Here is a 14,277-nt window from a genome sequence, read left to right as displayed (position 1 = left end):
GAGGGGTACGCCGATCCGGTTTGGACGCCCTGATCATGATCAAGGGGTCGTTCGGATAGACGGGTGGGCCTTATGGCCTCGTGCCCCCTCGATGCTCCCTGAATTGACGCGCACAGCACGCCAAGGCCTGGACAGTGCCAAATGGCACAAGGGTGCGCAACCCGTGGCCGTGCACGCCACGCGGTAGACGAAACGATTGTTCGAAGCGGGTTAGTGGTGGGCGGCGGCCGGGGCGGAATGCCCGCCCGACGCAGGAGCCGCAGCGCGCTTGGGGCCGGAAGGATGCGGGATCTGCTTACGGGCGATCTGCTTGGTGATCTCGACCGAAGCCACCTTGCCCTTGCCGACCAGGGTCGCGACTTCGCGCATCACCACGGCCTTGAGCTTGTCGGCGTCGACCTCGATGTAGGTGTCAGAAGCGGTGAATGGCGTGCGGTGAGCGGCCTTGACGACGGCGTCGCGCAGCAGCGGCTCCTGCCCTTCCATCGCGGTCACAGGGACGGTCGGAGCCATCTTCAGCGTCATGTTGACGAAGATGTAGTTCAGCAGCTTGCCATCGACGATGATCGGAACGGCGATGGGCTGAAGCTTGATCGTCGGGTCCGGCGCGGCGGCCTCGCCCTCCTTCTTCTTCGGTGGTCCACTGGCCAGGGTAGGACCCGCCATGGCCAGCAAGGCTGTGGCGATCAGGAGGCGGCGCGTGAGGGCGGAACGAGCGATCATGCGCTCTTCATACCCGCCAAGGCTTGAGGTTTTACTACCCGTGAAGCCAGCCGAGGCGCTCGGGGGTGATATCCTTGCCCTTGAACAGGGCGCAGATCCCTTCGCCTTCCACGAACTCGCCGATGTCGCGCACGGGAACGCCCGCAGCCATGGCGGCGGCCTGGAAGGCCGCCACATCGGTAGGATCGACGGCACAGACGATTTCATAGTCATCGCCACCCGACGCCAGCGACATCCGCGCCTCGCCGGCTTCCGGCTGCGCGCTGAGCCAGTTGCGAGCGCCGGGCGACAACGGCAGACGATCAAGGTCCACCATGACCCTCAGGCCACTGGCCTTGGCCACGTGGGCGGCGTCGGCCAGCAGGCCATCGGAAACGTCAGCGGCGGCCCGAGCGTAGGCCCGCAGGGCGTCGCGAATGCTCAGGCGCGGCGGCGGCAGACGATAGCTGCTGACCAGACTGCCGTCAGTATCCTCGACCTCGCCCCAGTGGGCCAGCAGGCCCAGCCAGCCGTCGCCAATCGTGCCGCTGACCATCAGGCGGTCGCCGACCCGCGCGCCGCGGCGAAGCACCGCGTCGCCGGCGGGAACCCAGCCCAGGAAGGTGGCCGAAACCACCAGGGCGCCGGAGGTGGTGACCGTGTCGCCGCCCAGCAGGTTGATATCGTAAAGTTCGCCGTCCTCGGCCAGGCCGCGGGCGAAGGTCTCGCGGTCCTGGATGGTCGTACCCGACGGCCAACCGATCGCCAGGAAATAGCCGTAGGGTTCAGCCGCCTTGGCCGCCAGGTCCGACAGGTTGGTGCGCAGCAGCCGCTTGGCCACCAGATCCAGGTCCTCGCCGGCCAGGAAATGCACGCCAGCGACCATGGCGTCCTTGGTGATCACCAGATCGTGGTCGATGCGCGATGGCAGGACAGCCGCATCGTCCATCAGGTCCAGCGCGACTGGATCGCCGCGTGTCAGCGGACGGAGAAGACGGGCAATATGGTCGAACTCGTTGGCCGGCTCAGCCGCCGGTTCCGACGGGCCGTCATCCGAGAACCAGTCGTCGTCCGCGTCAGGTTCGTGCATCGCGGGCGATCGCGTCGAGGGCGCCATTGATGAATCCGGCCTCCGGTCCTTCGAAGAACGATTTAGCGATCTCGACATACTCGTCGATCACGACCTCGGTGGGAACATCACGGCGATGGATCAGCTCGAAAGCGCCGGCCCGCAGCACCGCGCGCGCGGTGGCGTCCAGGCGGTCGAGACGCCAGCCCGAGGCCAGACGCTTGACGATGGCCTGATCGACCTCGCCCTGCTTGGCCACAACACCCTTGGCCAGTTCGGCGAAGAAGGTCTCGTCGGCGGCGGCCATCTGCTGGCCGTCCACATCACGATCGAAACGGTGCTCGGAAAACTCCCGAACCACGGCGTCGACGCCGACGCCGGAGACTTCCATCTGATACAGCGCCTGAACGGCGGCCAGACGGGCCACCGAACGCGGTTGGATCCTGTTCTTGCTCATCGTGTCTGCCCCAGCAGCTGGCGCTTGAGGGCGACGGTCTCAAGGCAGGCCTTGGCGGCCGCGCCGCCGAGATCGCCTTCGCTGACCCTGGCGCGCGTCCAGGCCTGGTCTTCCTCATCGACGGTCAACACGCCGAAGCCGATGGCCAGACGCTTGCCGATACAGAGATCCTGCAGACCCCGCGCCGTTTCGTTGGCCACGATCTCGAAATGATAGGTCTCGCCGCGAATCACGCAGCCAAGAGCGACAAAGCCGTCATAGCGCACGCCCACAGGACGATTGCCGGCTTCCTCCGCCAGCGCCACGGCGCCGGGAATCTGCAGGGCGCTCGAGACGGTGATCACGTCATAGTCCGCGCCATAGGCCTCGATCGCCTGCGCGGCTCCGCGCAGCAGTTCGTCGGAGATGCCCGAATAGCTGCGGCCCTCCACGATCAGCAGGCGGATCTTCTCTTCAATCATCTAACTCGAACTCCTGGGCAGCGCCGGCGCGTCGCCAACAGACTCAGCCGCAATCGTTACAGAATGCGCCTATACTTCTTCGTCCGCGACGTCGCTCAGGCCTTCTTCGCCCAGAAACTTTGCGAAATCGCTAGTTTCCTTGAAATCGCGATAGACCGACGCGTATCGGACATAGGCCACGTCATCGAGGGCCTTCAGCGCCTTCATGACCATTTCGCCTACCGTCGAGGACGGAAGCTCGGTCTCGCCCATGCTTTCCAGCTGCCGGACAATGCCGTTGATCATCCGATCCACGCGTTCGGCTTCGACGGGACGCTTTTGCGTCGCCAGGGCAATCGACCGAACCAGCTTCTCGCGATCGAACGGCGAGCGCCGCCCGGAACGCTTGAGAATCGTCAGCTCGCGCAGTTGCACCCGCTCAAAGGTGGTGAACCGTCCGCCGCATTCGGGACAGGCGCGACGACGTCGGATGGCCGCGCCGTCTTCCGACGGGCGGCTGTCCTTGACCTGGCTTTCGGCGTGGCCACAGAAAGGGCAGCGCATGATCTGGCCCTCCCTGGCTCAATCCAGCCTATTAGTTGTAGATCGGGAAGCGCGCCGTCAAGGCCAGCACTTCCTCGCGCACCTTGGCCTCGACGGCGCCGTTGCCCTCAGAGCCATTGGCCGACAGGCCGTTGACGACCTCGCCGATCAGCTCACCGACCCTGGTGAACTCGGCCTCGCCAAAGCCCCGGGTGGTGCCGGCGGGGGTGCCCAACCGGATGCCCGAGGTGATGGTGAAGGGCGCGGTGTCGAACGGCACGCCGTTCTTGTTGCAGGTCATGTTGGCGCGCTCGAGGCTGTGCTCGGCGTCGCGACCGGTCACGCCCTTGGGCCGCAGGTCCACCAGCATCAGGTGGCTGTCGGTGCCGCCTGAGACGATGTTCACGCCAGATTTGCCCAGGGCCTCGGCCAGGGCCCGTGCATTGGCGATCACCTGTTTGGCATAGGCCTTGAACTCCGGACGCAGCGCTTCACCGAAGGCCACGGCCTTGGCGGCGATGACATGCTCCAGCGGACCGCCTTGCAGGCCTGGGAAAACCGCCGAATTGACCTTCTTGATGATCGCTTCGTCATTGGTCAGCACCAGACCGCCCCGCGGACCGCGCAGGGTCTTGTGGGTGGTGGTCGTCACGATATGGGCGTGCGGGATCGGGCTGGGATAGACGCCGCCAGCGACGAGGCCCGCAAAGTGGGCCATGTCGACCATCAGATAGGCGCCGACACTGTCAGCGATCTGGCGGAAGCGGGCGAAGTCGATCTCGCGGCTATAGGCGCTGCCGCCGGCGATGATCAGTTTGGGCTTCTCGCGCAGCGCCACCTCGGCGACGCTGTCATAATCGATCAGCTGATCCTGCTGGCGAACCGAATAGGTCACCGGCTTGAACCACTTGCCCGACTGGTTGGCGGGGCTGCCGTGCGTCAAATGGCCGCCGGCGGCCAGGTCCATGCCCAGGAAGCAGTCGCCCGGCTGCAGCAGGGCCATGAACACCGCCTGATTGGCCTGCGAGCCCGAATGCGGCTGGACGTTGGCGAAGCCCGCGCCGAACAGCTGCTTGGCGCGCTCGATGGCGATCAGCTCGATCTCGTCAACGAACTCGCAGCCGCCGTAGTAGCGCTTGCCCGGATAGCCTTCGGCATACTTGTTGGTCAGGATCGAGCCCTGCGCCTCCAGGACGGCCCTGGACACGATGTTCTCCGAGGCGATCAGCTCGATCTGGTTTTGCTGACGACCCAGCTCCAGACCGATCCGATCAAAGATGTCGCGGTCCGCCGTGGCGAGGTCCGCGCCGAAGAAGGCGGTCAGGGTGGAAGCGGGTGCGGTCATGGGCGGTCTCCAGACGCTGCGGGGAGTCAGTGGCGCCTTCTTTAACCGCCTTCGCGCCGCGATCAATCTCGGAACCTCGGAGAATGTTGCACGTTCGTCGCATGCCGGGGCGATGAGCGCGCCTCAGCCCGAAGACTGTAGCAATCGAGAGGCGATCACCGATGACGGCGCAAAGCGGGGCTGCAGGCTTCAACGACGGACAATCGCTCGACCTTCTGGCGCTCAGCGCCGATATCGTGGCCGCCTATGTGGGGCAGAACACCGTCGCTCAGTCGACCATTCCCGAGCTGATCCGCACCGTTTACGGAGCGCTCTCGACCCTGAACGGCGACCAGCCGCAGCGGGCGGTCGAGAAGGCCAAGCCCGCCGTTCCCGTCTCTCGCTCTGTCCAGCACGACTATATTGTCTGTCTGGAGGACGGAAAACGCCTGAAAATGCTCAAGCGTTATCTTGGCTCTCACTACAATATGAGCCCCGAGGAATACCGCCGCAAATGGGGTCTTCCCGCCAACTATCCCATGGTGGCGCCCGCCTATGCGGCGAGGCGTTCGGCCTTCGCCAAGCAGATAGGCCTGGGCAAGGGCGTGCGGCGGGGGCTGTAGCCCCCGCCGGACCCGATCAGGCGGCGTAGCCGCCCATGCGGGCCACATTGCAGTGCGCCCATAGCTGTTCCATCGCCCCGACCAGCTTACGCATCATGTCGTCGGTGTGGAACGGCGTCGGCGTGAAGCGCAGGCGCTCGGTGCCACGCGGCACCGTCGGATAGTTGATCGGCTGCACATAGACGCCGTGCTCGGCCAGCAGCATGTCGCTGATCAGCTTGGTGTGATTGGGGTCGCCCACCATCACCGGCACGATATGGCTGTCGTTTTCCATCACCGGCAGACCGGCGGCCTTGAACATCGCCTTCAGGGCCTGGGCGCGCTCCTGGTGCATTTCACGCACCTCGGGATGCTGCTTGAGCCACTTGACGCTGGCCAGGGCCCCGGCCGTCAGGGCCGGCGGGAGCGAGGTGGTGAAGATGAAGCCCGAGGCCATCAGGCGGATGGCGTCGACCACTTCGGTATCACCGGTAATGTAGCCACCCATGACGCCAAAGGCCTTGCCCAGGGTGCCTTCGATGATGTCGATCTGGTCCATGACGCCGTCACGCTCGGCGACGCCGCCGCCGCGCTGGCCGTACATGCCGACCGCGTGGACCTCGTCGAGGTAGGTCATCGCGCCGTACTTCTTGGCCAGGGCCGCCGTCGCGCCGACATCGGCGATATCGCCATCCATCGAATAGACGCTCTCGAACGCCACCAGCTTGGGTGCGTCGACCGGCGCGGCCGCCAGCAGCTCTTCAAGGTGGGCCAGATCGTTGTGGCGGAAGATGTGACGCTTGCCGCCGCCATTGCGGATGCCGGCGATCATCGAGGCGTGGTTCTGTTCATCGGAGAAGATGATCAGGCCCGGCAGGATCTTGTAGAGGACGCTCAGGCTGGCTTCGTTCGAGACATAGCCCGAGGTGAACAGCAGCGCTGCGTCCTTGCCGTGCAGGTCGGCAAGCTCCGCCTCCAGCTCGACATGGTGATGGTTGGTGCCGGAAATGTTGCGGGTGCCGCCCGAGCCCGAGCCGTGCTGGTCGATCGCGGCGTGCATGGCGTCCAGCACCACCGGGTTTTGACCCTGGCCCAGATAGTCGTTGCTGCACCAGACCACGACGTCGCTCTCGCCGCCGTCAGGACCGGTCCAGGTCGCGCGGGGGAACGCCCCGCGGTGTCGCTTCAGGTCCGCAAACACCCGATAGCGGCCTTCTTCACGGATCTGGCCGATCGCGGCGCGGAACGCGGTTTTATAGTCCATGGTCTTCTTACTCGACCGCCAGACGGACAAGACCGCCGGACCGCCGGTCCCTTCTCGATACCCCGCGTTTCGCACGCACGGGCCGCCGCTGTCCACATAGGGACGATTACTTACGCTTAGGAAATAGGCTTTTTGTCACATTGATCCAGGTCAAGCTGGCCTCAGTCAAGTTCGGCGAGGCGGCCGCGCAGCATCTGGATCACAGCCGAGAAATCCTTGCCGCCAAAACCGTTGGCGTCGAATAGCGCGTAGAGCGCCTCCGCCTGGGCGCCCATGGGCGTCGAGGCGCCGGCCTTGGCGGCAGCTTCCTGGGCCAGCTTGAGATCTTTCAGCATCATCGCTGTGGCAAAGCCGCCTTCGTACTGGCGGTCGGCGGGCGTGGCGGGACCCACACCGGGTACGGGGCAATAGGTCGAGACCGACCAGCACTGGCCCGACGACTTGCTGGCGATCTCGAAGAATCGGTCGGCGGCCAGGCCCAGCTTCTCGGCCAGGGCGAAAGCCTCGCAGGTTCCGAGCATCGACACGCCCAGCAGCATGTTGTTGCAGATCTTGGCCGCCTGCCCCGCCCCGTGGTCGCCGGCGTGGATGGTGACGCGCGACATCGGCGCCAGCGCCGCCTCGACCGCAGCGAAATCGGCGGCGTCGCAGCCGACCATGAAGGCCAGGGTCCCGGCCTCGGCGGCCATGACCCCGCCCGACACGGGCGCGTCGGCAAAGCGGAAGCCGGCGGCGGAGGCCTGGGCAGCCACAGCCCGAGCGCTCTCGACGTCGATCGTCGAGCAGTCGAGCAACAGGGCGGACTTGGGCGCATGGGCCAGGATCTGCTCGCCATAGACGCTGCGCACATGAGATCCGGCCGGCAGCATGGTGATCACCACCTCAGCATCGGCGACGGCTTCGGCGACGGAACCCGCCGCATGGCAGCCTGCCGCTACGGCCCGCTCGATCGCCTGCGGCGACAGGTCGAACGCCCTGACCTGGTGCTGGGCCCGGGCCTGGTTGGCGGCCATGCCGCCGCCCATATTGCCCAGACCGATAAAGGCGATGCGGCTCATACTGGTGCTCCCAAATGCGAACCGCGCCTCATGGGCGCGGTTCTTATCGTTGAAACTCGGATATTGGCCCGCCTCTATCGCGCGCTGGCAGGCTTGCGGAACTTGTAGACGAACTGGTCGGTCTTGCCACGGATCGACGGGTCGAAAACGCTGGCGGTGCGCTTGTCGGCCGGGTCGCGCAGCACCCTGCTCTCGCCCTCGAAGACGAAGCCCGCAGCCGTCACTTCAGATCTCACCGCCGCCGAATCGATGCGGTGCAGGGTTTCAGTGTCGCGCAGGCCCGAGCCCGCCTCGGCCGAATGGTCGATGACCAGATAGACGCCGCCCGGCTTCAGCGAGCGGAAGACGGCGCGGTTCACAGCGCCCAGATCGGCCGGCCCCATGAACTTGTTGTGCATGTCGTGATAGTTTTGGGCCGTGAACACCAGATCCAGCTTCTCGGGCCCCGAGAAGTTTGGCAGCGTGTTCAGCAGCACCGTCACGTTCTTGTAGGCCGGGTCGCGGGCGATGGCGTTCACCGCCGGCTCGCGCTTGGCCAGCTTGGTCAGTTCGTCGGGCACATAGGCGTAGACCTTGCCCTTGGGACCCACGGCCTTGGCGAAGATACGGGTGAAATAGCCGCCGCCCGGGATCAGGTCGGCGACCTTGGCGCCGGTCTTGACGCCGGCGAAGGTCAGGACCTCGCCCGGCAGGCGGTCAGCGTCGCGGACCATGTCGGCAGCCGGGCGGGCGGGATCGGAAATGGCGGCCGCGATATTGGCGGGAATAGCCACGGCGACAGCGCCCGAGGGCGGCGGAGGCGGAGGCGGCGGTCCCATGGGCGTCGTGGCGCACGCGGCAAGGCCGAGCACGGCGACGAGACTGAGAAGCGGCTTACGCATGGCATTCCTTCCGACCGGTAGTGTTCTTGTTGCGCTCAGGTTAGCGCACGACGTCCCTTACGTCAGCGGCGTCCATTCGTCTTCCGGCGCGAGGGGCGCGAAAATCTCGTCGAGCATCGCTTCGGTCACACCTTCCAGCGTGGCTGGCGACCATTGGGGCGCATTGTCCTTGTCGATGATCACCGCCCGGACGCCCTCGATAAAATCGTGCCTCTGAACGACCCGGGCGCCGATGCGATACTCCATCGCCATGTGCTCGGCGAAGTCCTCGGCCGCCTCACCCAGCTCCAGTTGCCGGAAGGCCACCTTCAGGGTCTGGGGCGACTTGGTCTTCAGGGCGGCCAGCTGGGCCTTGCCCCAGTCGCTGGAGTCCATTTCCAGGAACTCGAAGATCTCCTCGACGCTGCCGCCGACGAACAGGCGGTTGAGGTCCTGCTCGATGCTGGCCAGCGGGGCCTTGCCGGCGTCGGCTCGGAACATCTTCAGGATCTCATCGACGCGGCGGTGATCAGCGATGATCGCCTTCTTCAGGCCCTCTATCGCGCCGAACTCGACGAAGTGGGTGGCGATGCCCAGGCGCAGGCAGTCCGCGCCCTTGATCCGCGCCCCGGTCAGGGCCAGCCACAGCCCCGCCTTGCCCGGCAGACGCGGCAGGTACCAGCCGCCGCCGACGTCGGGGAACAGGCCGATACCGGTCTCGGGCATGGCGAAGGTCGTACGCTCGGTGGCGATGCGATAGTGGGCCGGCATCGAGATGCCGACGCCGCCGCCCATCACCACCCCGTCCATGATCGCCACAACCGGACGGTCATAGGTGAAGAGCAGGTGGTTGAGCCGGTACTCGGTGTGGAAGAACTGGCGCGCCGCGACGCCGTCGCCTGCCCCGCTTTCCGCCAGCATCCGGATGTCCCCGCCGGCGCAGAAGCCGCGCTCGCCAGTATGGTCGATCATGACCATGTCGATCTCGGGATCAGCCTGCCATTCCAGCAGGGTCTCGATCATGGTCTCGCACATGCCCAGCGTCAGGGCGTGCAGAGCCTTGGGCCTGTTGAGCGTGATCCGACCGACGTTTTTATGAACGCGGACAATGATTTCGGCCGTATCGTTCAGCATGCGGGTTCCTCGACGGGTTCGCAGTCCAGGCGGTCGATCTGGCCGGCGGCCAGACGGTAGAGGGCGTCCTGCGGCACGTCCTGGGCCAAGGTCTCTTCGCGCGACAGTCCGGCATAGGCCCCGCGCAGCAACCGACCGGCGATGCCGTGGCTCACCACGATCAGACGCCGCTCGGGCTCGGCGGCCTGCTCGGCCAGCCAGTCTGAGACACGCGCCATGACCTGCTCATAGGTCTCGCCGCCAGGCGCGGTGAAGAACCATTCGGGGCTGTCGAAGGCCTCGGGATTTTCGCGCTGCACATCGGCATAAAGGCGCCCCTCCCATTGGCCGACCGTCAGTTCCATCAGCCGATCGTCGAACTCGACCGTCCGGCCAAGCCGGTCAGCGATGGCCTGAGCCGTATCGCGCGCCCGCCGGAGCGGGCTGGCGACGATCCGCCAGTCCGCTGACGTGTCGCGGGCGATCAGATCCTGCAGCAGGTCGGCCATGGCCGCGGCCTGCAAGCGGCCAAGAGGCGTCAGGTCGGCTTCGGTCTGCCCCTGCAGGCGGCGTTCGCGGTTCCACTCGGCCTGGCCGTGGCGGCAGAGATAGATCACGTTGGAATCCCGGTTCGGCGAAGGGCTGGCGTGGCTCTACTGCCGAAACATCTCGCGCGCTATGATCACGCGCATGATCTCGTTGGTGCCTTCCAGGATCTGGTGCACCCGCAGGTCGCGGACGATGCGCTCCAGCGGATAGTCCTGCAGATAGCCGTAGCCGCCGTGCAGCTGCAACGCGTCATTGGCCACCTGGAAGCCGGCGTCGGTGGCGAAGCGCTTGGCCATGGCGCACAGCTTGGTGGCCTGCGGGTCCTTGTTGTCGAGCGCATGAGCGGCGCGGCGCACCATCAGGCGGGCGGCTTCCAGCTCGGTGGCCATGTCGGCCAGCTTGAACTGCAGGGCCTGGAAGTCCTTCAGCGGGCGACCGAACTGGTTGCGAGTCTCCAGATAGGCCTTGGCGGTGTCGAGCGCGAACTGGGCCCCGCCCAGCGAGCAGGAAGCGATGTTCAGGCGCCCGCCGTCCAGACCCATCATGGCGAAGCGGAAGCCCTCGCCGTCCTGGCCGATGCGGTTGGCGACCGGCACCCGGCAGTCATCGAAATTGACCTGGGCGGTCGGCTGGCTGTTCCAGCCCATCTTGCGCTCGTTGGCGCCGAAGGTGAGGCCCGGCGTCCCCTTCTCGACCACGAAGGCCGAAACGCCCTTGGCGCCGTCGCCGCCGGTGCGGGCCATGACCACATAGACGTCCGACACGCCGCCGCCCGAGATGAAGGCCTTGCCGCCGTTCAGGACGTAGTGGTCGCCCTCGAGCCTGGCGCTGGTGCGCATGTTGGCCGCGTCGGAACCCGAGCCCGGCTCGGTCAGGCAATAGCTGGCGATCAGCTCCATGGTCGTCAGGCGCGGCAGATAGCGCTGGCGCAGATCCTCGGATCCGAACCGGTCGATCATCCACGAGGCCATGTTGTGGATGGTCAGATATGCGGCAGTGGACACGTCGCCATAGGACAGGGCTTCAAAAATGATCGAGGCGTCCAGGCGGCTCAGGCCCGTGCCGCCGACGTCGTCCTGCACGTAGATGCCCGCGAAACCCAGTTCGGCGGCCTGGCGCAGAACATCGACCGGGAAGTGTCTCTTCTCGTCCCATTCCGCCGAATGCGGGGCAAGCTGTCCCTCGGCAAAGGCGCGCGCGGCGTCCTGGATGGCGATCTGGTCGTCGCTGAGTGCGAAATCCATGCGCGATATCCTCCCATGCGAGGCAGAACCGCCCTCGACTTTCATTGCCGCTGGACCTGCCGCGCGGCGACCGCGATGTCAACGGCGACGCGACGACAGCGGCTGGACCGGGGCCTTCCGCCGGCTAGCGAGCCGGCGGAAGGCATTGTAACCTGAAATCCACTGTTACACCTTGTGTAGCGCCGCAAACGCCACACCCCCTTGATAACCTGACGCTTTGACCGCAGATCACGGCCTCTGGAGGCGTCACCTTTTCGTCATGCGTAAGCTCAAGCTTTTCTTTGTCGCGCTCGCCGCGCTCGTCGGTCTTGCGTCAGCCCCGGCCCATGCGGCCGGCGAGGGCCATGGCATCTGGCGCAACCCCAAGGACAATGTCCGGGTCGAGATCAAGAGCTGCGGGACCAGCACCTGCGGCGTGGTCGTCTATGCCAGCCCCAAGGCCCAGGCCGACGCCCGCAAGAGCGGCTACGACACCCTGATCGGCCAGCAGCTGCTGCGCGACTTCGAACCCGTCGGCAACGGCTTCATGCGCGGCAAGGTCTTCGTGCCGACCCTGAAGGTGACGCTGTCGGGCACCGCCGAGTTCATTGACGCCCGCACCCTGCGCGCCAAGGGCTGCGTGCTGGGGAAAATGCTCTGCAAGTCGCAGATCTGGACCCGGGTCGACACCGTCACCGCCGACGCCAGCCGGGCCTCCAGCTGATCTTTCCGGCCGCCTAACCGCCACGGTCCGCTCAGCCCGACGCGCATCCTGACCTCGCGCCCCGCACGCCTGTCGAAACAAGTCGCTTGATCCCAATCAAACCTCGCGGCAGCCTGTAGGTTTACAGCGTTCAGTTAAGCGCCCGCAGAGGCGTGAATTTTGGCGAGGGCACGCGGCGGACCTCAGGGGTCCTCCGCCCAGGGAAGACGCGCATGACGGACACCTCCACGCTCGAGAGAGCGCCGCAAAAGTCATCGACCGAACATTTCGACGTGATCATCGTCGGCGCCGGCATATCCGGGGTCGGCGGGGCCTATCACCTGCGCCAGCAGCGGCCGGGCGCACGCTTCGTCGTACTGGAAGCCCTGGGCGACTTCGGGGGCACCTGGCGCAGCCATACCTATCCCGGCATCCGCTCCGACAGCGACCTCTACACCTTCGGCTATCGCTTCAAGCCCTGGGTCGGGCCGCCGATCGCCAGCGCCGCCGAGATCCTCAAATACATGGGCGAGGTGATCGAGGACAACGATCTGGCCCGCCACATCCGCTATGGCCACAAGATCACCCGCGCCAGTTGGTCCAGCCAGGACAAGCTGTGGACCCTGGAGGTCACCCGCAGCGACGGGGCGACCCAGCGCTTCACCACCAACTTCCTGTGGATGTGCCAGGGCTATTATCGCCAGTTGCAGGGCTACACGCCGCAATGGCCAGGCATGAGCGACTATACGGGCCAGATCATCCACCCGCAGGAATGGCCTGAGAACCTCGACTACAAGGGCAAAAAAGTCGTGGTCATCGGCTCGGGCGCAACCGCCGCGACCCTGGTGCCCGCCATCGCCGGGGACTGCGACCACGTTACACTGCTGCAGCGTTCGCCGACCTATTTCGTGCCCGGCCGCAACGAGAACGACCTGGCCAATACCCTGCGCGAACTGCAGATCGACGAAACCTGGATTCACGAGATCGTCCGTCGCAAGGCCCTGTTCGACCAGGAGATGTTCACCCATCGCGCCATCGCCGAGCCCGATGCCGTCAAGGCTGAACTGCTGGAGGGGGTAAAGGCCTTCCTGGGCGAGGACTTCGACATCGCCAAGCACTTCACCCCCCGCTACCGCCCGTGGCGCCAGCGGATCGCCTTCGTCCCCGACGGCGACCTGTTCCAGGGCATTGCCTCGGGCAAGGCCTCGGTGGTCACCGACGAGATCGAACGCTTCACCCCGACGGGCCTGTTGCTGAAGTCGGGTGAAACCCTCGACGCCGACATCATCATCACCGCCACGGGCTTCAACCTGAACGTCCTGGGCGACATCGACTTCGTCATCGACGGCAAGCCCCTGAACTTCGCCGACACCGTCACCTATCGCGGCATGATGTTCACCGGCGTGCCCAACATGGTCTGGGTGTTCGGCTATTTCCGCGCCAGCTGGACCCTGCGCGCCGACCTGATCGCCGACTTCGTCTGCCGCCTGCTGGCCCACATGGACGAAAGGGGCGCCAAACAGATCGAGGTCGCCCTGCGGCCACAGGACAAGGACATGCCCCTGTCCGGCTGGATCGATCCGGAGAACTTCAATCCGGGCTATCTGATGCGCGGCATGCACCTACTGCCCAAGGCCGGCGACAAGCCCGAATGGCGCCACACCCAGGACTACTGGGCGGAAAAGGACGCCCTGCCCGCCATCGATCTGGACGAGGCCAGCTTCGTCTATTCCTGAGTCTCCGACATGGCGGCGACGGTCGGGCTATTGTGATCTGACCGTCGCCGGCGAAACCTGCTGTTACATGTCGTGACGTCACGTGGGACGCGCGCCCACTTGCTAATGTCTCGAGCTGGCCCCAACTCTGCGGGTCGCTGGAGGCGTCGACTAGATGCGTATCGTTAAACTCGCCATTGTTGCGGTCTCGGCGATCCTTGGCATGGCGCCGGTTTCGGCTCAGGCGGCCGACACGACGGGCACCTATGGCGTCTGGCGCAATCCCAAGAACAGCGTCCATCTCGAAATCAAGGACTGCGGAGAAACCGCCTGCGGCGTCGTGGTCTGGGCCAGCGAACGCGCCAAGGCGGACGCGCGCAAGGGCGGCTCGGCCAATCTGGTCGGCCTGCGGCTTTTGCGCGACTTCGCCCCCGACAAGAACGGCGCCTGGCGCGGCAGGGTGTTCGTGCCCGACCTGAACATGACCTTCTCGGGCGCCGCCGAGGTGCTGGACGCCAAGACCCTGCGCGCCAAGGGCTGCGTCCTGGGCGGCATTATCTGCAAGTCGCAGATCTGGACCCGGGTCGACGCCGCGTCGGTCATGGCGTCCTCCGTTACCCCCTAAGACGCCCAATTAAGGATCGGAACGCCTTGC

The 14,277-nt window shown here is 65.7% G+C and carries 16 protein-coding genes; 4 read left to right on the top strand and 12 right to left on the bottom strand.

The genetic code is table 11. The annotated features are described in order from the left end of the window. Positions 1-210: 210 nt before the first annotated feature. From ACW17Z_RS00665 to glyA, 6 genes are all read right to left on the bottom strand, one after another. Positions 211-723 (bottom strand): hypothetical protein, encoded by a 513-nt coding sequence (locus tag ACW17Z_RS00665; protein ID WP_492057220.1) that lies wholly within the window; start codon positions 721-723, stop codon positions 211-213. Positions 724-757: 34 nt separating this feature from the next. Next, the gene (gene thiL, locus ACW17Z_RS00660; protein WP_419321365.1) at positions 758-1,819 is read right to left on the bottom strand and encodes a thiamine-phosphate kinase; all 1,062 of its coding nucleotides are present in this window, start codon (positions 1,817-1,819) and stop codon (positions 758-760) included. Continuing rightward, entirely contained in the window at positions 1,779-2,228 is a 450-nt protein-coding gene (gene nusB / locus ACW17Z_RS00655) for a transcription antitermination factor NusB (protein ID WP_419321363.1), read from the bottom strand. Before nusB ends, thiL begins: the two co-directional genes overlap by 41 nt. Next, entirely contained in the window at positions 2,225-2,689 is a 465-nt protein-coding gene (locus ACW17Z_RS00650; protein WP_419321361.1) for a 6,7-dimethyl-8-ribityllumazine synthase, read from the bottom strand. Before ACW17Z_RS00650 ends, nusB begins: the two co-directional genes overlap by 4 nt. A gap of 69 nt (positions 2,690-2,758) precedes the next feature. Next, positions 2,759-3,232 (bottom strand): transcriptional regulator NrdR, encoded by a 474-nt coding sequence (nrdR, locus tag ACW17Z_RS00645; protein WP_419255617.1) that lies wholly within the window; start codon positions 3,230-3,232, stop codon positions 2,759-2,761. A gap of 31 nt (positions 3,233-3,263) precedes the next feature. Beyond that, complete coding sequence (gene glyA / locus ACW17Z_RS00640) at positions 3,264-4,556, bottom strand: serine hydroxymethyltransferase (RefSeq protein WP_419321359.1); 1,293 nt, start codon at positions 4,554-4,556, stop codon at positions 3,264-3,266. A 161-nt stretch (positions 4,557-4,717) separates the two neighbouring features. Between glyA and ACW17Z_RS00635 the strand changes: the two genes are divergently transcribed. Then, a complete protein-coding gene (locus ACW17Z_RS00635) occupies positions 4,718-5,158 on the top strand; it encodes a Ros/MucR family transcriptional regulator (RefSeq protein ID WP_419321357.1) in 441 nt (146 codons plus the stop codon). Positions 5,159-5,174: 16 nt separating this feature from the next. On the opposite strand, the gene hemA is transcribed toward ACW17Z_RS00635, so the two are convergent. The 6 genes from hemA to ACW17Z_RS00605 all read right to left on the bottom strand — a co-directional run bounded on the left by hemA (position 5,175) and on the right by ACW17Z_RS00605 (position 11,270). After that, positions 5,175-6,401, bottom strand: a complete 1,227-nt coding sequence (hemA, locus tag ACW17Z_RS00630) for a 5-aminolevulinate synthase (protein WP_419321355.1) — start codon at positions 6,399-6,401, stop codon at positions 5,175-5,177. Between the two features lie 161 nt (positions 6,402-6,562). After that, complete coding sequence (gene mmsB, locus ACW17Z_RS00625; RefSeq protein WP_492057219.1) at positions 6,563-7,459, bottom strand: 3-hydroxyisobutyrate dehydrogenase; 897 nt, start codon at positions 7,457-7,459, stop codon at positions 6,563-6,565. 74 nt (positions 7,460-7,533) lie between these two features. Next, positions 7,534-8,340, bottom strand: coding sequence for a class I SAM-dependent methyltransferase (locus tag ACW17Z_RS00620; protein WP_492057218.1), 807 nt, complete (start codon positions 8,338-8,340; stop codon positions 7,534-7,536). Positions 8,341-8,397: 57 nt separating this feature from the next. Then, positions 8,398-9,453 (bottom strand): enoyl-CoA hydratase/isomerase family protein, encoded by a 1,056-nt coding sequence (locus ACW17Z_RS00615; protein WP_492057217.1) that lies wholly within the window; start codon positions 9,451-9,453, stop codon positions 8,398-8,400. Then, entirely contained in the window at positions 9,447-10,049 is a 603-nt protein-coding gene (locus ACW17Z_RS00610) for a histidine phosphatase family protein (RefSeq protein WP_492057216.1), read from the bottom strand. The genes ACW17Z_RS00615 and ACW17Z_RS00610 overlap by 7 nt, the downstream gene beginning before the upstream one ends. Positions 10,050-10,085: 36 nt before the next feature. Further along, a complete protein-coding gene (locus ACW17Z_RS00605; protein ID WP_492057215.1) occupies positions 10,086-11,270 on the bottom strand; it encodes an isobutyryl-CoA dehydrogenase in 1,185 nt (394 codons plus the stop codon). Between the two features lie 214 nt (positions 11,271-11,484). On the opposite strand from ACW17Z_RS00605, the gene ACW17Z_RS00600 reads away from it, so the two are divergent. From ACW17Z_RS00600 to ACW17Z_RS00590, 3 genes are all read left to right on the top strand, one after another. After that, positions 11,485-11,928, top strand: coding sequence for a DUF2147 domain-containing protein (locus ACW17Z_RS00600; RefSeq protein ID WP_492057214.1), 444 nt, complete (start codon positions 11,485-11,487; stop codon positions 11,926-11,928). Between the two features lie 212 nt (positions 11,929-12,140). Then, positions 12,141-13,643, top strand: coding sequence for a flavin-containing monooxygenase (locus ACW17Z_RS00595; protein ID WP_492057213.1), 1,503 nt, complete (start codon positions 12,141-12,143; stop codon positions 13,641-13,643). A gap of 154 nt (positions 13,644-13,797) precedes the next feature. Then, on the top strand, positions 13,798-14,247 hold the full coding sequence (locus ACW17Z_RS00590) for a DUF2147 domain-containing protein (protein WP_419321341.1): 450 nt from the start codon (positions 13,798-13,800) through the stop codon (positions 14,245-14,247). Positions 14,248-14,277: the final 30 nt, after the last annotated feature.

The sequence above is a fragment of the Caulobacter sp. GSs2 genome (genome assembly GCF_058680895.1).
Note: the sequence above shows the minus strand (reverse complement) of the source record. Positions and strands in the feature narration are given on the sequence as shown.

Excerpts from the sequence above, each read along its gene's own strand:
- ACW17Z_RS00605 (WP_492057215.1), bottom strand. The coding sequence starts at position 11,270 with ATGAAAGTCGAGGGCGGTTCTGCCTCGCATGGGAGGATATCGCGCATG.
- thiL (WP_419321365.1), bottom strand. The coding sequence starts at position 1,819 with ATGGCGCCCTCGACGCGATCGCCCGCGATGCACGAACCTGACGCGGAC.
- mmsB (WP_492057219.1), bottom strand. The coding sequence starts at position 7,459 with ATGAGCCGCATCGCCTTTATCGGTCTGGGCAATATGGGCGGCGGCATG.
- ACW17Z_RS00615 (WP_492057217.1), bottom strand. The coding sequence starts at position 9,453 with ATGCTGAACGATACGGCCGAAATCATTGTCCGCGTTCATAAAAACGTC.
- ACW17Z_RS00595 (WP_492057213.1), top strand. The coding sequence starts at position 12,141 with ATGACGGACACCTCCACGCTCGAGAGAGCGCCGCAAAAGTCATCGACC.
- ACW17Z_RS00590 (WP_419321341.1), top strand. The coding sequence starts at position 13,798 with ATGCGTATCGTTAAACTCGCCATTGTTGCGGTCTCGGCGATCCTTGGC.
- ACW17Z_RS00600 (WP_492057214.1), top strand. The coding sequence starts at position 11,485 with ATGCGTAAGCTCAAGCTTTTCTTTGTCGCGCTCGCCGCGCTCGTCGGT.
- ACW17Z_RS00650 (WP_419321361.1), bottom strand. The coding sequence starts at position 2,689 with ATGATTGAAGAGAAGATCCGCCTGCTGATCGTGGAGGGCCGCAGCTAT.
- hemA (WP_419321355.1), bottom strand. The coding sequence starts at position 6,401 with ATGGACTATAAAACCGCGTTCCGCGCCGCGATCGGCCAGATCCGTGAA.
- nrdR (WP_419255617.1), bottom strand. The coding sequence starts at position 3,232 with ATGCGCTGCCCTTTCTGTGGCCACGCCGAAAGCCAGGTCAAGGACAGC.
- ACW17Z_RS00620 (WP_492057218.1), bottom strand. The coding sequence starts at position 8,340 with ATGCGTAAGCCGCTTCTCAGTCTCGTCGCCGTGCTCGGCCTTGCCGCG.
- ACW17Z_RS00665 (WP_492057220.1), bottom strand. The coding sequence starts at position 723 with ATGATCGCTCGTTCCGCCCTCACGCGCCGCCTCCTGATCGCCACAGCC.
- nusB (WP_419321363.1), bottom strand. The coding sequence starts at position 2,228 with ATGAGCAAGAACAGGATCCAACCGCGTTCGGTGGCCCGTCTGGCCGCC.
- glyA (WP_419321359.1), bottom strand. The coding sequence starts at position 4,556 with ATGACCGCACCCGCTTCCACCCTGACCGCCTTCTTCGGCGCGGACCTC.
- ACW17Z_RS00635 (WP_419321357.1), top strand. The coding sequence starts at position 4,718 with ATGACGGCGCAAAGCGGGGCTGCAGGCTTCAACGACGGACAATCGCTC.